The 16,262-nt window shown below is 73.1% G+C and carries 14 protein-coding genes; 5 read left to right on the top strand and 9 right to left on the bottom strand.

The features are described 5' to 3' along the window. Positions 1-27: 27 nt before the first annotated feature. On the top strand, positions 28-2,358 hold the full coding sequence (locus AB0F03_RS19465; protein WP_361993201.1) for an excinuclease ABC subunit UvrA: 2,331 nt from the start codon (positions 28-30) through the stop codon (positions 2,356-2,358). On the opposite strand, the gene AB0F03_RS19460 is transcribed toward AB0F03_RS19465, so the two are convergent. The 5 genes from AB0F03_RS19460 to AB0F03_RS19440 all read right to left on the bottom strand — a co-directional run bounded on the left by AB0F03_RS19460 (position 2,348) and on the right by AB0F03_RS19440 (position 7,746). After that, positions 2,348-3,262 carry a lysophospholipid acyltransferase family protein gene (locus AB0F03_RS19460; protein WP_361993199.1) on the bottom strand — a complete coding sequence of 305 codons (915 nt, stop codon included), beginning with the start codon at positions 3,260-3,262 and terminating at the stop codon, positions 2,348-2,350. The genes AB0F03_RS19465 and AB0F03_RS19460 overlap by 11 nt on opposite strands. Further along, a complete protein-coding gene (locus AB0F03_RS19455; protein WP_361993196.1) occupies positions 3,262-4,032 on the bottom strand; it encodes a GNAT family N-acyltransferase in 771 nt (256 codons plus the stop codon). The genes AB0F03_RS19460 and AB0F03_RS19455 overlap by 1 nt, the downstream gene beginning before the upstream one ends. Positions 4,033-4,371: 339 nt before the next feature. Further along, complete coding sequence (locus tag AB0F03_RS19450) at positions 4,372-5,118, bottom strand: succinate dehydrogenase/fumarate reductase iron-sulfur subunit (protein ID WP_361993193.1); 747 nt, start codon at positions 5,116-5,118, stop codon at positions 4,372-4,374. After that, on the bottom strand, positions 5,115-7,073 hold the full coding sequence (locus AB0F03_RS19445; RefSeq protein ID WP_361993190.1) for a fumarate reductase/succinate dehydrogenase flavoprotein subunit: 1,959 nt from the start codon (positions 7,071-7,073) through the stop codon (positions 5,115-5,117). Before AB0F03_RS19445 ends, AB0F03_RS19450 begins: the two co-directional genes overlap by 4 nt. 1 nt (position 7,074) lies before the next feature. Next, a complete protein-coding gene (locus AB0F03_RS19440; protein ID WP_361993187.1) occupies positions 7,075-7,746 on the bottom strand; it encodes a succinate dehydrogenase in 672 nt (223 codons plus the stop codon). 120 nt (positions 7,747-7,866) lie between these two features. Between AB0F03_RS19440 and AB0F03_RS19435 the strand changes: the two genes are divergently transcribed. Next, on the top strand, positions 7,867-8,751 hold the full coding sequence (locus AB0F03_RS19435; RefSeq protein WP_361993184.1) for a LysR substrate-binding domain-containing protein: 885 nt from the start codon (positions 7,867-7,869) through the stop codon (positions 8,749-8,751). A 759-nt stretch (positions 8,752-9,510) separates the two neighbouring features. On the opposite strand, the gene AB0F03_RS19430 is transcribed toward AB0F03_RS19435, so the two are convergent. From AB0F03_RS19430 to AB0F03_RS19420, 3 genes are all read right to left on the bottom strand, one after another. Continuing rightward, complete coding sequence (locus AB0F03_RS19430; protein ID WP_361993181.1) at positions 9,511-11,652, bottom strand: EAL domain-containing protein; 2,142 nt, start codon at positions 11,650-11,652, stop codon at positions 9,511-9,513. After that, complete coding sequence (locus AB0F03_RS19425) at positions 11,649-12,461, bottom strand: SAM-dependent methyltransferase (RefSeq protein ID WP_361993174.1); 813 nt, start codon at positions 12,459-12,461, stop codon at positions 11,649-11,651. Before AB0F03_RS19425 ends, AB0F03_RS19430 begins: the two co-directional genes overlap by 4 nt. A 313-nt stretch (positions 12,462-12,774) precedes the next feature. Continuing rightward, a complete protein-coding gene (locus AB0F03_RS19420) occupies positions 12,775-13,740 on the bottom strand; it encodes an SCO0930 family lipoprotein (RefSeq protein WP_361993171.1) in 966 nt (321 codons plus the stop codon). Between the two features lie 796 nt (positions 13,741-14,536). On the opposite strand from AB0F03_RS19420, the gene AB0F03_RS19415 reads away from it, so the two are divergent. Next, positions 14,537-14,665 (top strand): hypothetical protein, encoded by a 129-nt coding sequence (locus AB0F03_RS19415; RefSeq protein ID WP_356822288.1) that lies wholly within the window; start codon positions 14,537-14,539, stop codon positions 14,663-14,665. 34 nt (positions 14,666-14,699) lie between these two features. Further along, positions 14,700-15,464 carry a hypothetical protein gene (locus AB0F03_RS19410; RefSeq protein ID WP_361993167.1) on the top strand — a complete coding sequence of 255 codons (765 nt, stop codon included), beginning with the start codon at positions 14,700-14,702 and terminating at the stop codon, positions 15,462-15,464. Between the two features lie 108 nt (positions 15,465-15,572). Here the strand turns inward: AB0F03_RS19410 and AB0F03_RS19405 are convergent, their stop codons facing one another. Continuing rightward, a complete protein-coding gene (locus AB0F03_RS19405; RefSeq protein WP_361993164.1) occupies positions 15,573-15,878 on the bottom strand; it encodes a hypothetical protein in 306 nt (101 codons plus the stop codon). Positions 15,879-15,977: 99 nt separating this feature from the next. Here AB0F03_RS19405 and AB0F03_RS19400 point away from each other — a divergent pair. Further along, on the top strand, positions 15,978-16,262 hold a 285-nt coding region (locus AB0F03_RS19400; protein WP_361993161.1), incomplete at its 3' end, for a hypothetical protein.

The following is a 16,262-nucleotide window of genomic DNA, read 5'->3' as shown; positions in this document are numbered from 1 at the left end:
CGCGGGGGCGGTTAGAGTTTCCTCCCGATGCACAGCCCTCATGACCCTTACGTCCGCGTCCGCGGCGCCCGCGAGCACAACCTCAAGGGCGTCGACGTGGACATCCCCCGGGACGTGCTGGCCGTGTTCACCGGCGTCTCCGGCTCGGGGAAGTCGTCCCTGGCGTTCGGCACCATCTACGCCGAGGCCCAGCGGCGGTACTTCGAGTCGGTCGCACCCTACGCGCGCAGGCTGATCCATCAGGTCGGGGCGCCGGCGGTCGGCGAGATCAGCGGGCTGCCGCCCGCGGTCTCCCTGCAACAGCGCCGCTCGGCCCCCACCTCGCGCTCCTCGGTGGGCACGGTCACCAACCTGTCCAACTCGCTGCGCATGCTGTTCTCCCGCGCCGGGACGTATCCGCCCGGTGCCGAACGGCTCGACTCGGACGCGTTCTCGCCGAACACCGCGGCCGGCGCCTGCCCCGGGTGCCACGGTCTCGGGCGGGTGCACGAGACGACGGAGGAGCTGCTGGTCCCCGATCCGTCGCTGTCCGTCCGCGAGGGCGCCGTCGCGGCCTGGCCGGGCGCCTGGCAGGGCAAGAACCTGCGGGACATCCTCGACACGCTCGGGTACGACGTGGACCGGCCCTGGCGCGAGCTGCCCGCCGCAGAGCGCGAGTGGATCCTGTTCACGGACGAACAGCCGGTCGTCACCGTCCACCCCGTCCGGGACGCCGACCGCATCCAACGGCCCTACCAGGGCACGTACATGAGCGCCCGCCGGTATGTGCTGAAGACGTTCTCCGACACCCGCTCACCCACCCTGCGGGCCAAGGCGGAGCGGTTCCTCATCAGTGCGCCCTGCCCCGACTGCGGAGGCAGCCGGCTGCGGCCCGAGGCGCTCGCGGTGACCTTCGCCGGCCGGAACATCGCCGAACTGGCCGCGCTGCCGCTGACCGACCTCGCCCGGCTTCCCGAAGGAGACACGGAGACCGCCCGGGTCCTCACCGCGGACCTCAGGTCCCGGATCGAGCCGGTGACCGAACTGGGCCTCGGCTATCTCAGCCTGGACCGGGCCACCCCCACTCTCTCGGCCGGCGAGCTGCAACGGCTGCGGCTGGCCACGCAGTTGCGCTCCGGACTGTTCGGTGTGGTGTACGTGCTGGACGAGCCGTCCGCCGGACTGCACCCGGCGGACACCGAGGCGCTGATCACCGTGCTGGAGCGGCTGAAGGCCGCGGGTAACTCGGTGTTCGTGGTGGAGCATCACCTGGAGGTGGTGCGCGGCGCCGACTGGCTGGTGGACGTGGGTCCGGGCGCGGGCGAGCACGGCGGGCGGGTGCTGTACAGCGGACCGGTGGCCGAGCTGGCCTCCGTCGAGGAGTCGGCCACCGCGGCGTACCTCTTCGACGAGTCCCCCGGACCCGTGCGCGAGGTGCGCCGGCCGCGCGGCTGGCTGACCGTGGGCCCGGTGACCCGGCACAACCTGCGCGGTGTGACGGCCGAGTTCCCGCTCGGCGCGTTCACCGCGGTCACGGGTGTCTCCGGCTCAGGGAAGTCCACGCTCGTCGGCGAGCTGGCGGAGCGGCCGGCGGGTGTCGAGCGGCTGGTGCGGGTCGACCAGAAGCCCATCGGGCGCACCCCGCGCTCCAACCTCGCCACCTACACGGGCCTGTTCGACGTCGTACGCAAGGTGTTCGCCGGCACGGACCAGGCGCGCGAGCGCGGTTACGGGGTCGGGCGGTTCTCCTTCAATGTGCCGGGCGGACGCTGCGAGACCTGTCAGGGCGAGGGGTTCGTCAGCGTCGAGCTGCTGTTCCTGCCGAGCACGTACGCACCGTGCCCCGACTGCGGCGGCGCCCGCTACAACCCCGAGACCCTGCGGGTGACGTACCGGGGACGGACCATCGCCGAGGTGCTCGACCTGACGGTGGAGTCGGCGGCGGAGTTCTTCGCGGACATCCCGGCCGCCGCGCGCAGCCTCGGCACGCTCCTCGACGTGGGCCTCGGCTATCTGCGGCTGGGCCAGCCCGCGACCGAGCTGTCCGGCGGGGAGGCGCAGCGGATCAAGCTGGCGAGCGAACTCCAGCGGGGGCGCCGCGGCCACACCCTGTATCTGCTGGACGAGCCGACGACCGGACTGCACCCGGCCGATGTGGAGGTGCTCACGGACCGGCTGCACGGCCTGGTCGACGCCGGGCACACGGTGGTGGTCGTCGAACACGACATGACGGTGGTCGCGGGCGCCGACTGGGTGATCGACCTCGGTCCGGGCGGCGGCGACCGGGGCGGCCGCATCGTGGCGGCCGGCCCGCCGGAGCAGGTGGCCCGGGACCGGGGCAGTGCGACGGCGCCGTACCTGGCGCGGGTCATGCCCTGAGCCGCGGCCGGTCCGCCGGGACCCGGGGCACCGGAGCGGTGACCGGGCCGGCACCGGCGTACGGCCCGTGCAGGACACCGGCGACCAGGGTCGCGTGGGTCCAGGCGGGTCCGGGGACGGCCGGCTGGGCGGCGTGGGCGAGGGCCCGCCGGTCGGGGTGGGCGCCCGGCGGGATCACCGGCCGGACCTCCACCTCGGCGACCAGGCCTCGGGTGCGGGCGACCCGCCACAGCGAGGCGAGGAAGGTGTCCTCGCCGACGAAGGCCGCCGCGGTGCCGGATCCGCCGTCCCGCTGCCGGTAGCGCAGGCGGACGGGCTGGACGGGCACCCCCGCGTCCAGCGCGGCCTGGAAGACGGCGCGGTGGAAGCGGCCGTGGGCGCGCCCGCACCAGGTGCTGCCCTCGGGGAAGGCGGTGACGGCCGCGCCCGTCCGCAGGGCGCCGGAGATCCGGTCCACGGTCTCCGGCAGGGCGCGCAGCCGGTCCCGTTCGATGAACAGGGCCCCCCCGCGCCCGGCCAGCGCCCCCGCCACGGGCCACCGCCGGATCTCGCTCTTGGCGAGCATCCGGGCGGGGCGTACGGCGGTGAGCAGCGGGATGTCCAGCCAGGAGACGTGGTTGGCGACCAGCAGCAGCCCGCCGGCCGGCGGGGCGGCGCCGGTGATGCCGACGCGCACTCCGGCGGCCCGCACGATCGCCCGGCACCACCGTCTGGTCCAGTCGGCGGGGATCCCGCCCCGCAGGCCGGGGCAGCCCCGGCCGAGCGGGGACAGCACGACCCCGGCCAGTACCAGGGCCGTGAGCGCGGCGAGCCGCAGCAGGGCCCTGGGTACGGCCACGACGGTCCCGGCCCGTTCCACGCAGGCGCCCGGGGTGCAGGGCGCGCCGGGCTGCCAGCCGCCCATCAGGCCGGCACGAGGGAGAGGAAGTGCCGCAGGTAGCGTGGGTCGATCCGGCGCATCGACAGCAGGACGTACAGGTCCGCGACGCCGAAGTCGGGGTCGTGCGCGGGTTCGCCGCAGACCCAGGCGCCGAGGCGGAGGTAGCCGCGCAGCAGGGCGGGCAGTTCGGCGCGGGCGGCCGGGAGGCCGGCGTCGGGGACCCACGGCAGCAGGGGCCGGACCCGGAACTCGTCGGGGGCGAGGTGCCGGGCGCGGACCCGGTTCCAGGTGGCGGAGGCGAGGGCGCCGCCGTCGGCGAGCGGCACGGAGCAGCAGCCCGCGAGCCACTCGTGTCCCCGGTCGGTCATGTAGCGGGCTATGCCGGCCCAGATCAGGCCGATGACCGCGCCGTCGCGGTGGTCGGGGTGGACGCAGGAGCGGCCGACCTCGACCAGGCCGGGCCGGATCGCGTCGAGCGAGCCGAGGTCGAACTCGCCCTCGGAGTAGAGGCGGCCGGCGACCGCGGCCCGTTCCGGCGGCAGCAGCCGGTAGGTGCCGACCACCTGCCCGGTCGCGGTGTCGTGGACGAGCAGGTGGTCGCAGTACGCGTCGAAGGCGTCGACGTCGTGGCCGGGCTCCGAGCCGGCCAGCAGGGCCCCCATCTCGCCGGCGAAGACGTCGTGCCGCAGGCGCTGCGCGGCGCGCACGCCGGCCTCGTCGCGGGCGAGGGTGACGGTGTAGCGGGCGGGTGCCGCGGGCTGCGGGGGACGGTCGAGGGTGGACACGCCGGTCATGGCACTCTCCTGGTCACGGGCCGGGTCGGCGACAGCGGCGGCGGACCCTGGTGCGTACGGCCCGCCTTTCCCTGTTCTCCCGATGCCGGTTGGCGTGCGTGTGACGGGTGCCGGGAGAGTGGATGTGGGGATGCTGAACGGCGGGGTCAGCCGCCCTCGCGGACGCGTCCGGCGGGCCGGGTGTGCCGCCGGGTGAACCAGACGGGGCCGGGTGAGCACCTACCCGGCCCCGCCCGCCCGCCCGTATGTGGGCGAACGTTCATCTGAGCGTCCCGGGGCGGGGAGCCGTGGACGGCCCGTGTCCGCCGGGCCGCGGTCCTCCCCTCGCCCCGGACGGCGCTACCGCCTGACCTTCCGGGTGGCCCGCAGCCACTCCTTGTTCATGCGGGTGATGGAGACGAGCGGGATGCCCTTGGGGCACGCGGTCGCGCACTCCCCGGCCAGCGTGCACCCGCCGAAGCCCTCGGCGTCCATCTGCGCCACCATGTCCAGCACCCGCGTCTCCCGCTCGGGCGCGCCCTGCGGCAGGACGTTGAGGTGGTTGACCTTCGCCGACGTGAACAGCATCGCCGCCCCGTTGGGACACGCGGCCACGCAGGCGCCGCAGCCGATGCACTCCGCGTGTTCGAACGCGAGGTCGGCGTCGGCCTTCGGCACGGGGGTGGCGTGCGCGTCCGGCGCGGAGCCGGTGGGCACGGTGACGTATCCGCCGGCCTGGATGATCCGGTCGAAAGCCGACCGGTCCACGACCAGGTCCTTGATCACCGGGAAGGCGGACGCCCGCCAGGGCTCGACGTCGATCGTGTCGCCGTCCCGGAAGGACCGCATGTGCAGCTGGCAGGTGGTGGTGCGTTCGGGCCCGTGCGCGTCGCCGTTGATCACGAGCGAGCACGCGCCGCAGATGCCCTCGCGGCAGTCGTGGTCGAAAGCGACCGGCTCCTCGCCGGAGAGGATGAGCCGTTCGTTGAGGACGTCCAGCATCTCCAGGAAGGACATGTCGGGCGAGATGCCGTCCACCTCGTAGGTGGACATGGCGCCTTCGGCGTCGGCGTTCTTCTGGCGCCAGACGCGCAGGGTGAGCTTCATGCGTAGCTCCGCTGGGTGGGGTGGACGTACTCGAAGACCAGGTCTTCGCGGTGCAGGACGGGTGCCTGGCCGGTGCCGGTGAACTCCCAGGCGGCGGCGTAGGAGAACAGGTCGTCGTCGCGGGCCGCCTCGCCGTCCGGGGTCTGGGACTCCTCGCGGAAGTGGCCGCCGCAGGACTCGGTGCGGTGCAGCGCGTCGAGACACATCAGCTCGGCGAGTTCGAGGTAGTCGACGACGCGGTTGGCCTTCTCCAGCGACTGGTTGAACTCCGCGCCGGTGCCAGGCACCTTGATGCGCCGCCAGAACTCCTCGCGGATCTGCGGGATGCGTTCCAGGGCCTTGCGCAGTCCGCTGTCCGTACGGGCCATGCCGCAGAACTCCCACAGCAGTTCGCCGAGTTCGCGGTGGAAGGAGTCCGGGGTGCGGTCGCCGTCCACGGCCAGCAGCAGGTTCAGCCGGTCCTCGGTCTCGGCGAGCACCTCCTGGACGACGGGGTGTGCGGCGGTGACCGGTTCCTGGTGCGGGGTGCGGGCGAGGTAGTCGTTGACGGTGGCCGGGAGCACGAAGTAGCCGTCGGCCAGGCCCTGCATCAGCGCGGAGGCGCCGAGCCGGTTGGCGCCGTGGTCGGAGAAGTTGGCCTCGCCGACGGCGAACAGGCCGGGGACGGTGGTCTGGAGGTCGTAGTCGACCCACAGTCCGCCCATCGTGTAGTGCACGGCCGGGTAGATCCGCATCGGCACCTCGTACGGGTCCTCGTCGGTGATCCGCCGGTACATATCGAAGAGGTTGCCGTACCTGGCCTCCACGGCCTGCCGGCCCATCCGCCGGACGGCGTCGGCGAAGTCCAGGTAGACGCCCTGGCCGCCGGGACCCACTCCCCTGCCCTCGTCGCAGACGTTCTTCGCGGCGCGGGAGGCGATGTCCCGGGGCACGAGGTTGCCGAAGGAGGGGTAGATCCGCTCCAGGTAGTAGTCGCGCTCGTCCTCGGGGATCCGGTGCGGCGGGCGGTCGTCGCCCTTGGCCCGGGGCACCCAGATGCGCCCGTCGTTGCGCAGCGACTCGCTCATCAGGGTCAGCTTGGACTGGTGGTCGCCGGTGCGCGGGATGCAGGTGGGGTGGATCTGGGTGAAGCAGGGGTTGGCGAAGTACGCGCCGCGCCGGTGCGCCCGCCAGACGGCGGTCGCGTTGGAGTTCATGGCGTTGGTGGACAGGTAGAAGACGTTGCCGTAGCCGCCGCTTGCGAGGACGACGGCGTCGGCGAAGTACGTGTCGATCCTGCCGGTGACGAGGTCGCGCGCCACGATCCCGCGGGCCCGGCCGTCGACGACGATCAGGTCGAGCATCTCGGTGCGCGGGTGCATCTCCACGTTCCCCGCGGCGATCTGCCTGGACAGCGCCTGGTAGGCGCCCAGCAGAAGCTGCTGGCCCGTCTGGCCGCGGGCGTAGAACGTGCGGGAGACCTGGACGCCGCCGAAGGAGCGGGTGTCGAGCAGACCGCCGTACTCGCGGGCGAAGGGCACGCCCTGCGCCACGCACTGGTCGATGATCTCGACGGAGATCTGCGCCAGCCGGTGGACGTTGGACTCCCGGGCGCGGAAGTCGCCGCCCTTGACGGTGTCGTAGAACAGCCGGTGGATCGAGTCGCCGTCGTTGCGGTAGTTCTTCGCCGCGTTGATGCCGCCCTGCGCGGCGATGGAGTGGGCGCGGCGCGGGGAGTCCTGGTAGCAGAACTGGACGACGTGGTAGCCCTGTTCGGCGAGGGTGGCACCCGCGGAGCCGCCCGCGAGACCGGTGCCCACCACGATGACCGTGTGCTTGCGCCGGTTGGCGGGATTGACCAGCTTCGCCTCGAAGCGGCGCTTGTCCCAGCGTTCGTGGATGGGCCCGGAGGGGGCCTTGGTGTCGGTGACCGGCGCGCCGGTCCGGTAGTCGGTGTACTCGGGGGAAACGGTCATGTCAGCTCACCACTCCGGTCATGACGCCCACGGGTACGGCGATGAAGCCGGCCGTGAGCAGCAGCGCGAGGACGTCGGCGACGGCCCTCAGGGCGCGGTCGCGGGTGCGGCTGCCGGCGCCGAGGGTCTGGGCGGCGCTCCAGAAGCCGTGCCGGACGTGCAGGCCGAGCGCGAGCATCGCGACGATGTAGACGACGTTGCCGTACCAGGTGGAGAAGGTGTCCACGACGTTCTGGTACGGGTGGCCCGGCTGGAAGCCGCCGGAGTGCACGGTGCCGGTGGTCAGGTCCAGCACGTGCCAGACGATGAACAGGCCGAGGATGACGCCGCCCCAGCGCATGGTGCGGGTGGCGTAGCTCGCCCTGGGCTTCTTGTGCACGTACCCGCTGGGCCGGGCCCGCAGGTCGCGGCGGCTGAGCTGGTAGGCGGACGTGGCGTGGGCGGCCACGGCGGCGAGGAGGACGATCCGCACGAGCCAGAGCGTCCACTCGTAGTGCATGAAGGGTTCGCCGGCCGTGCGCAGCCAGTGGGCGTAGTGGTTGAACTCCGCCGGGCCGAAGAAGATCTTCAGGTTGCCGATGACGTGGGCGACCAGGTACAGCAGCATGATCACGCCGCTGACGGCCATCACCGTCTTCTTGCCGATGGTGGAGTCCCACAGCGTGCGTGCCATGGACGGTCGTCGGTCCGTCCGCGTTGCCAGAGCCATGGAACAGCACGCTAGGCCCGGAGCAGCCGATCGGTCCAAGACATGGTCCGGCTCGTTTCGATAGGTAGTGGCTATGCTGGTGGGATGCAGTTCCAGCAGCTCCAGTACTTCGTGGCCGTCGCCGAGACCCGGCACTTCACCCGGGCCGCCGAGCTGGTCCACGTGGCCCAGCCCTCGCTGTCCCAGCAGATCAAGGCGCTGGAGCGGGAGCTGGGCGCGGATCTGTTCCTGCGCGCCCGGGGCAACATCACGCTCACCGACGCCGGCGCGGCGCTGCTGCCGTTGGCCCGGCGCATCCTGGCCGACGCGGATACCGCCCGGCAGGAGGTGCAGGAGCTGGCGCAGCTGCGGCGCGGGCGGGTGCGGCTCGGGGCGACACCGAGTCTGTGCACGGGCCTGCTGCCGGACGTGCTGCGCGCGTTCCACGACCGGTATCCGGGCATCCGCCTGCTGATCGAGGAGGGCGGCTCGCACGACCTGGTGCGGGAGCTGGCGCGGGGCGCGCTCGACCTGGCGCTCGTGGTCCTGCCGCTGCCGACGCCCGCGCCCGCGCTGACCACCGTGGAACTGCTGCGGGAGGACCTGGTGGTGGTGTCCTCCCCGGAGGCACCGGTGCCCGGCCGGGGCGGGCGGGTCCTGGAGGTCGCCGAGCTGGCGGGAGAGCGGCTGGTCATGTTCCGGCACGGGTACGACCTGCGGGAGCTGACCGTCGCCGCGTGCCGCTCCGCCGGGTTCGAGCCGGACTTCGCCGTGGAGGGGGGCGAGATGGACGCGGTCCTGGGCTTCGTGCGCGCGGGGCTGGGGATCGCCGTGGTGCCGCGGATGGTCGCCACCCGGGCGGGGCGGGGCCTGCGGGTGACCCCGCTGGCCCGGCCGGGGCTGCACCGGACCATCGCCCTGGCCCACCGCAGCGACGTGGCCCCACCCAGGGCCGCGCGGGAACTCCAGCGCATGCTGCTCGAACGCTGACCCGGGCGGGGCGCGCGGGAGCCGGGCACGCCGGCCCGGCCGGGAGGGTCCGCCGGGCGGGAGGCGCGCCGGCCCGGTGGAGGCGCGCCGGCCCGGTGAGAGTTGGTCCGGTGAGAGTTGGTCCGCCCGATGAGCGGCGCGTCCGCCCGGCCGGGCCCGCCAGGCGTGAGCGGCTGTCAGCCCGGTCAGCGGCGTGCGGGGCCGGGTGAGGCGGCGTGCCGGGCCGTCCAGTCGCCGTGGCGCGCCGCCCGGCGCCCCCGCACACCTCTGGACGGTCGGCCCGGTCACGGGCGCGCCAGACCGGCCGGGTGCGCCAGAGATGAGCGGCTCGTCAACCCGGCCGCGCGCCGGCCCGGCCGGGTCGGGCCGGTCAGCGGCATGCCGGGCCGGACGGCCGCCGTGGCGTGCCGCCCCGCTCCCCCACACCCCTGGACGGTCGGCCCGGTCACCGGCGCGCCAGACCGGTGGGAGATGCGTCCGCCCGGCCGGGCGGGGCGGCCAGGACCAAGGACCGAGGACTCGCCGACGCCAGCCGTGAGCGGCGTGTCAGCCCCGTGAGCGGCGTGCCGGGCCGGTCGGCCGCCGTCGCCGTGGGCGCGCCGACCGGCGCCGCCGCACACCCCGGGGCGGTCAGCCCGGTGGGACGCGCGCCGGGCGTGAGCGGCGCGTCAGCCCGGCGGCGCGTCAGCCGTGCGCGGCGGGCCAGGCCGGTCGGTCGCCGGGGGCGCCGGCCCGGCGCCCCCGCGCAGTCCGGGGCGGTCAGCCCGTCGCGTCCACCAGGGCTAGTTCGTGCAGGCGCTCGGGCGGGCCCGGGCGGGCGTAGTACCAGCCCTGGGCCGTGTCGCAGCCCAGGATCCGCAGCTGCTCGGCCTGCGCGCCGGTCTCCACACCCTCGACCGTGACCGCGAGGTCGAGGCTGTGGGCGAGGGAGACGATGCCCTCGACGATCTTCAGGTCGACGGGGTCGGCGGGGAACTGCTGCATGCCCTGGGTGAAGGAGCGGTCCAGCTTGAGGACACTCACCGGCAGGCGGCGCAGGTTGGCCAGGTTGGAGTAGCCGGTGCCGAAGTCGTCCAGGGCGATGTCGACACCCATCTCGGCGAGCCGGCGCAGCGGTTTGAGCAGGTCGTCGTCGGCGCCGATCAGGGCGGACTCGGTGACCTCCAGGCACAGCGCGTCCGGGGTGACGCCCGCGCGTTCAAGGATGTCGACCGTGTCCTGGACCAGCCCGGGATGGGTGAGCTGGCAGGGCGAGAGGTTGACGTTGATGCGCAGCGGGCCGACGGCCTGTCCGGCGTGGCGCTCACGCCAGGCGCGGGCCTGGCGGATCGACTCCTCCAGCACCCAGCGGCCCAGCGGCACGATCAGACCCGTGTGCTCGGCGAGCGGGATGAACCGGTCGGGGCCGAGGACGCCGTGCTGCGGATGCAGCCAGCGCACCAGCGCCTCGGCGCCGCGCACGCTGCCGTCACCGAGGTGGACCAGGGGCTGGTACTCGATGAAGAACTCGCCGCGTTCCAGGGCGGTCGGCAGGGCCGTGGTCAGACCGTGCCGGGTGATGGCGCGGGCGTCGGCCTCGGGGTCGGCGAGTTCCGAGCGGTTGCCGCCCGCCGACTTGGCCCGGTACATGGTGATGTCGGCGCTGCGCAGGACCTCCGCCGCGGTGCGTTCGCCCGCCGGGCCCTCGACGATGCCGAGGCTGCCGCGGACCAGCAGGTCGCGGCCGTCGATGCTGACCGGGGTGACCAGCGCGTTCATGATGCGCTCGGCGAGTTCGTCGACCTCGTGTTCGGTGCCGGGCCCCGTGGTCAGGGCCACGAACTCGTCGCCTCCGAGCCGGGCGACCATCTCGCCGGGCGCGGTGGCGCAGGACTGCAACCGGTCGGCGACCTCCACCAGCAGCCGGTCGCCGGCCGCGTGGCCGAGGCTGTCGTTGATGGTCTTGAAGCCGTCCAGGTCGAGGTAGCACAGCCCGAAGCGCTGGTCCTCGCCCGCGTTCAGGGCCTTCTCCAGCCGCTCGAAGAACAGGGTGCGGTTGGGCAGGCCGGTGAGGGCGTCGTGGGTGGCCTCGTAGCGCAGCCGGAGGTTGAGCAGCCGGCGCTCGGTGGTGTCCTCCATCAGGGCGAGCTGGTATTGCGGGTTGCCGTCGGCGTCGCGCAGCAGGGAGACCGTCAGGTTGGTCCACAACACCGTGCCGTCAGGGCGGTTGAACGCCTTCTCCATGTGGTAGTGCTCGCGCTCGCCGCGCACGAGTTCGTCGTAGAGCCGCCAGGTCTGCGGGGCGTCCTCGGGGTGCACCCAGTCCTGGACGCGCCGGCCGCGCAGGGACTGCGGGGAGGCCCCGAACATGCGCAGCAGCGCCTCGTTGACCTGGAGGACGGTGCCGTCGAGAGCGGCGATGCCGATCCCTATGGCGGCGCCCTCGAAGACCGCGCGGAAGCGGGCCTCACTGGCGTGCAGCGCCTGTGCCACCACACCCTGGGCCTGCAACGCGGCCTGGGCGATGGCCTCCTGCTCGGCGAGGGTTCGTTCCCGCAGCGCCTGGGCGTAGCCGGCGGCCATCGCGTGCTGCAACCGCGAGGAACGGACGCGCAGTTCGTCCTGGGGGCCGTCCTCGCCGCAGTACAGGACCAGGTAGGCGTCGAGGCAGTCCAGGGTGCGGGTGAGCGTCTCGGGGTCGGTGCAGTGCGCCCCGACCAGGGCCGCGCCGACGGCCTTCGCCGCGTCCGCGTCGAAGCCGCGGGCCCGCAGCAGTCCGCTCAACCGGCGGGCCAGCGGCAGGAGTAGCTCCTCGAACTCGGGGCGGGTCAGCGAGGTGGAGGTGACGGGGAAGACCGCCCGGCTCCAGATCGTCGTCAGCCGGCGCAGTCTGTCCTCCGGCCCGTCCGGTTCCGCGGTCACGCCGTACGCCCCACGCCGGCGAATCCGGAGAAGGCGTACGGATCCTCGTGCTCGGGAGCCGAGTCCGGGCGCCACTGCGGCATCGGCACCAGTCCGGGTTCCACCATGTCGTACCCCTCGAAGAACCGCGCGATCTCCTCGCGCGAGCGCATGATCAGCGGGTTGCGGATGTCCTTGTACACGTCCACGGCACCCTCGGCCCGGCCGGCGGGCACGGGGATTCCCTCGTACGAGGCGTGCGTGAGGATCAGCAGGCTGCCGGGCGCGAGTGCGTCGCGCAACTCGGCCACCGCACCGTACGGGTCGTCCGCGTCTTCCACGAAGTGCAGTATGGCAACGAGGAGGAGGGCCACTGGCCGATTCAGGTCGATCAGCCGCTCCAGCCGGGGAGCCGAGAGGATCTCCTGCGGCTTGCGCAGGTCGGCGGCGACCACGCCGGCGTCGTCGTGGCCCGCCAGGACCGCCTCGCTGTGGGCGACGGCGACCGGGTCGTGGTCGACGTAGACCACGCGGGCGCCCGGTGCGGCGGCCCCGGCCACCTCGTGGACGCTGCCGAACGTCGGGATACCGGAGCCGATGTCGAGGAACTGGGTGATGCCCTCCCCGGCAGCGAACCGCACGGCCCGGCGCATGAACGCCCGGTTGGCCTGCATGATCTTCGGCAGACCCGGCAGGAACTCCATGGCCGCGCGGGCCGCTTCCCGGTCGACCTCGAAGTTGTGCGAACCGCCCAGGTAGTAGTCGTAGATCCGTGAGACGCTCGGCACCGAGATGTCGATGCTCCGTGGGGCCCAGGCGGGACGCTCCATGTATGTCTCCAAGGCGTGGACAGGTGTAGGCGATCCGGTGTTCGAGCTGAGGCTACTGATCGCCCGCCAAAGGAGCGACCTGAAACGGAAATTGACCATCCGTTCCCGGTCACGGCCTGCGGCAAGTGCCCGAACGGCTCCGCTGTGTGACGGCCGTACGGCAGCCGTCGGCACGGCCGTTGCCACGACCGTTGCCGGTGCCGTCACCGGTGCCGCGACGCACAACGGTCCGCCCCCTCCGTGCGGTGCGGAGGGGGCGGACCTTCGGTCGTAGCGCCGGGCCGGGCGGGACGATCGACCCTGGGGAGGTGATCTACTTGCCCGGCGCGCCGACCGGCTTGCCGTCGGGCGAGACGGCGTACCAGGTGCCGCCGACGCCCTGACCGTTGGTGTCGCCCGGGGCCTTGTCCCCGGAAAAGGTGTAGATCGGCCAGCAGTTGACCGACATCTGACGGACGCCGTCGGGGCGGGTGAAGGGCATCAGGCCCTTCTTCTTCACACCCTGCGTGTCGTCGGCGTTCACCGGACCGACGGCCGGCCACTTCTCCAGGCAGGCGCCCGTGCAGTTGGAGACGGACTTCGGCCAGGCCTGGTCCTTCAGGAAGCGGTAGACCGTCATGCCGTTCTTGTCCACGACGACGTCACCGAGCTTGGGGTCCTTGCGGACGGACAGGCCCGGCAGGTTCGACACCTTGGCCTTCTTGCCCGTGGGGGCCAGCGCGAACCACTTGCCGCCCACGCCCTGGCCGTTGACGTCACCGGAGTTGACGTCCTTGGCATAGCGGTAGGCGGGCCAGCCGCCGACGGTGAGCTGCTTGGTGCCGTCGGCGCGGGTGACCTCGCCGAGCAGCGCCTTGTCGATGCCGGCGCCGGCACTGGCGTCGGCGGCGGGGACCGGCGGCCAGGTGGTGGCGCAGTCCCCTGCGCAGTTCGAGCTGGGCGGGTTGGCGGTGTCCTTGTCGAACCGGTAGAGGGTGAGACCGGAGCCGTCGGTCAGCACGCTGCCCAGGTCGGGGTTGCTGGCCACGGTCAGCTTGCCCGCGGGCGTCGCCGCGGTCGGGGAGCTGGAACTCTGGCTGCCGTCGGCGCCGTACCCGTTGCCCGCGGCGGTCGCGGTCCCGGCGCCCGGGCTGCCATAGTCACCGGCCGCGGCCGTGGCCCCGACGTTCTGGGCCTGCGCCGCCGGAGCGGCGCTGTTGTCCTGACCGCACGCCGTCGTCAGCGCCAGCACCGAGGCTGCCGTGGCCACCAGTGAGGCGGTCCGCCAGGAGGTCTTCATCCGTAACTCCCCAATATCGCCTTGATATCGCAGCGCCTGCCGCGCCGCCGCACGGCCATGGGTACGCGGCCCGGGGGCCGCAGCGTTCAACGGCAGCCGGAAATTCTTTCCGGGCCCCGCGACGCGACCGGCCCACGAAGGTCGTACGGATGTGCGCATCACACCGGCGGAACTCTTCCCGCCGTCAAACCAGTGATCACACCATGTCCCCCCTTCGGAGCATTGTGGGCGCACAACGGCGCACGACGGCTTCACACACCCCATGATCTTCGTCGTGCATGGACTCCAAGCGACCCGATGCGCACCCACCACAAGGGTGTTGGCTCTCTTGACGCTGACCTGGACCCTGGTGGGCTGCCCGGTCGGCAGCGCGTCGGCCGACGCCTGCGCGTCCGCCTCGACCGGACCGGACGGCGCGGTGGCGGTCGCCCACGCCGGCGGCCACCACTGGCCGGACCCGCCCTGTACCGAGCCTCCGCCACCGTGCCCGCCCACTCCCCCGCCGACGCCCCCACCGCCTCCGCCGCCACCTCCGCCGCCACCTCCGCCTCCGCCTCCGCCTCCGCCTCCACCGCCCGAGCCGACGCCGACGCCCCCACCCCCGCCGAAGCCGACGCCCCGTCCGCGCCCGACGCCCGCCCCCACGCCGACGCCGGCACCGCCCAGGCCACGACCGCCCGCCCGCCCCGCTCAAGCTCCCCCGCCCGCACCGACACCCGCCCCGCCACCGCCACCCAGGCCAAAACCCGCACCCGAGCCGGTGCCCACGCCCACGCCACGGCCCCCGGTGACGCCCGTGCGCTACCCGGCGTACCACCCGCACCACGTCAGCCACCACGCGCACGGCCACACCACGCCCGTCACGTACGTCCTGCTCATCACCGTCCCCGCGATCGTCGCCGTGGCGGCACTGCGCCCGCGCTGACGCGCCGGCCCCGCTCACCCTGTGGAGGCACCAGTTGTCGGATTGGCTTGTTCTCGTCCTCGCGATGCTGGGGGCCTGCGCCGTGGTGGTCGTCATCACGCTGGTACGGCACCGGACCGCGGCCGAGGACGAGGACCCCAGCGAGACCCCCGACGTCATCGAGTACATGACGATGTGGATCGGCGTCATCTACGCCATCGTCCTGGGCCTGGCCATCGCGGGCGTGTGGGAGGCCCGCAGCGCCGCCCAGGACTACGTGCAGTCCGAGGCCCAGGCACTGCACGAGATCTCGGAGCGGGTCCGGGTCTACCCGCCGGACGTCCGTGACGGCATCCGCCGTGACATCGACGCCTACGTCGGCTACGTCGTGCACACCGAGTGGACGGCGATGGCCGACGACGAACAGGTGACGGACCGCGGCACCGCCCTGCTGCACAAGATCCGCGCGGACGTCACCGACTACCGGCCGGGAAACGACTTCGAGGCCCAGACCTACCAGCCGCTGCTGGACCAGCTCGCCGCGGCCGACCAGGCGCGCAACGCGCGTGCCGACTCCACCGGGGCCACCATGCCCTCGGTCGTGTGGTGGGGGCTGATCACCGGCGGCCTGATCACGATCGGCATGGTGTTCGCGCTCCAGATCCGCCGGACCGGGCGCGAGCTGGTCCTGGCCGGACTGTTCTCGGCCACCATCGCGTTCATGCTGTTCCTCATCTGGGACCTCGACGCTCCCTACAGCCGGGGCATCGCGGTCACCGCGGAACCGTTCCTCAACCTCTTCCCGAACATCACCGGATAGCGCGTCAGGCCTTCGCCCCCGCTCCCGCGAGGGACCGGGGCGAGGGCCTGACGATGTGCGCCGCGGCCGGCCGCCGGGACGGACCCGTGGCTCGGCGGACCGGGGGGCTCAGACGCGCTTCTCGTGTCGGCGGCGCAGCCAGAAGGCACCGCCGCCGATCAGTGCCGTGGCCACCAGGCTGCCGCCGATGGCCATGTCGGTGGGTGTCGCGCCGCTGGTCCGGCTGCCGCCGATACCGCCCTGCACACCGCCGATCACGGTGAAGGCCGCCGGGCGGGTCAGGGTGCGGCCGTCGCAGCGGACGGTGATGTCGTACCGGCCGGGACGGGCGTCGCGGTCGACGGTGGCGACACCGCGCGCGGTGTCGTCGCGGAACGACGTCAGCGGGGCGGTGCCGAAGGCCCGGGAGGTCATGGTGCCGCCCCGGCAGCCGTTCACGGTGACGGTGAGACGGCCCCCGGCGGCGATGACACCGGGTGTTGCGACGATGTTGCGCGGGCCGAAGTCGTTCCCATGGCCGTTCCCGTTCCCATTCCCGTTCCCGAAGCCGCCGTTCCCGTTCCCGTTCCCGTTCCCGTTCCCGAAGCCGCCGTTCCCGTTCCCGTTACCGAAGCCGCCGTTCCCGTTCCCGAAGCCGCCGTCACCACGGCCGTTTCCGTTCCCGTTGCCGAACCCGTTCCCGTTCCCGTTCCCGTTTCCGAATCCGTTTCCGTTCCCGTTTCCGAAGCCGTCGCCTCCACGGCCGTCCCCGCGGCCGTTCCCGTTACCGTTACCGAACCCGTTCCCGTTCCCGTTCCC

This window comes from Streptomyces sp. NPDC028722 (assembly GCF_040637655.1).
GTDB lineage: Bacteria > Actinomycetota > Actinomycetes > Streptomycetales > Streptomycetaceae > Streptomyces.
This window is presented reverse-complemented; position numbering and strand designations above follow the sequence as displayed.

Bases quoted from the DNA above. Each gene is read 5' to 3' on its own strand.
- AB0F03_RS19440 (WP_361993187.1), bottom strand. From the start codon at position 7,746: ATGGCACGCACGCTGTGGGACTCCACCATCGGCAAGAAGACGGTGATG.
- AB0F03_RS19435 (WP_361993184.1), top strand. From the start codon at position 7,867: ATGCAGTTCCAGCAGCTCCAGTACTTCGTGGCCGTCGCCGAGACCCGG.
- AB0F03_RS19465 (WP_361993201.1), top strand. From the start codon at position 28: ATGCACAGCCCTCATGACCCTTACGTCCGCGTCCGCGGCGCCCGCGAG.
- AB0F03_RS19405 (WP_361993164.1), bottom strand. From the start codon at position 15,878: ATGACCTCCCGGGCCTTCGGCACCGCCCCGCTGACGTCGTTCCGCGAC.
- AB0F03_RS19420 (WP_361993171.1), bottom strand. From the start codon at position 13,740: ATGAAGACCTCCTGGCGGACCGCCTCACTGGTGGCCACGGCAGCCTCG.
- AB0F03_RS19445 (WP_361993190.1), bottom strand. From the start codon at position 7,073: ATGACCGTTTCCCCCGAGTACACCGACTACCGGACCGGCGCGCCGGTC.
- AB0F03_RS19460 (WP_361993199.1), bottom strand. From the start codon at position 3,262: ATGGGCGGCTGGCAGCCCGGCGCGCCCTGCACCCCGGGCGCCTGCGTG.
- AB0F03_RS19425 (WP_361993174.1), bottom strand. From the start codon at position 12,461: ATGGAGCGTCCCGCCTGGGCCCCACGGAGCATCGACATCTCGGTGCCG.
- AB0F03_RS19455 (WP_361993196.1), bottom strand. From the start codon at position 4,032: ATGACCGGCGTGTCCACCCTCGACCGTCCCCCGCAGCCCGCGGCACCC.
- AB0F03_RS19450 (WP_361993193.1), bottom strand. From the start codon at position 5,118: ATGAAGCTCACCCTGCGCGTCTGGCGCCAGAAGAACGCCGACGCCGAA.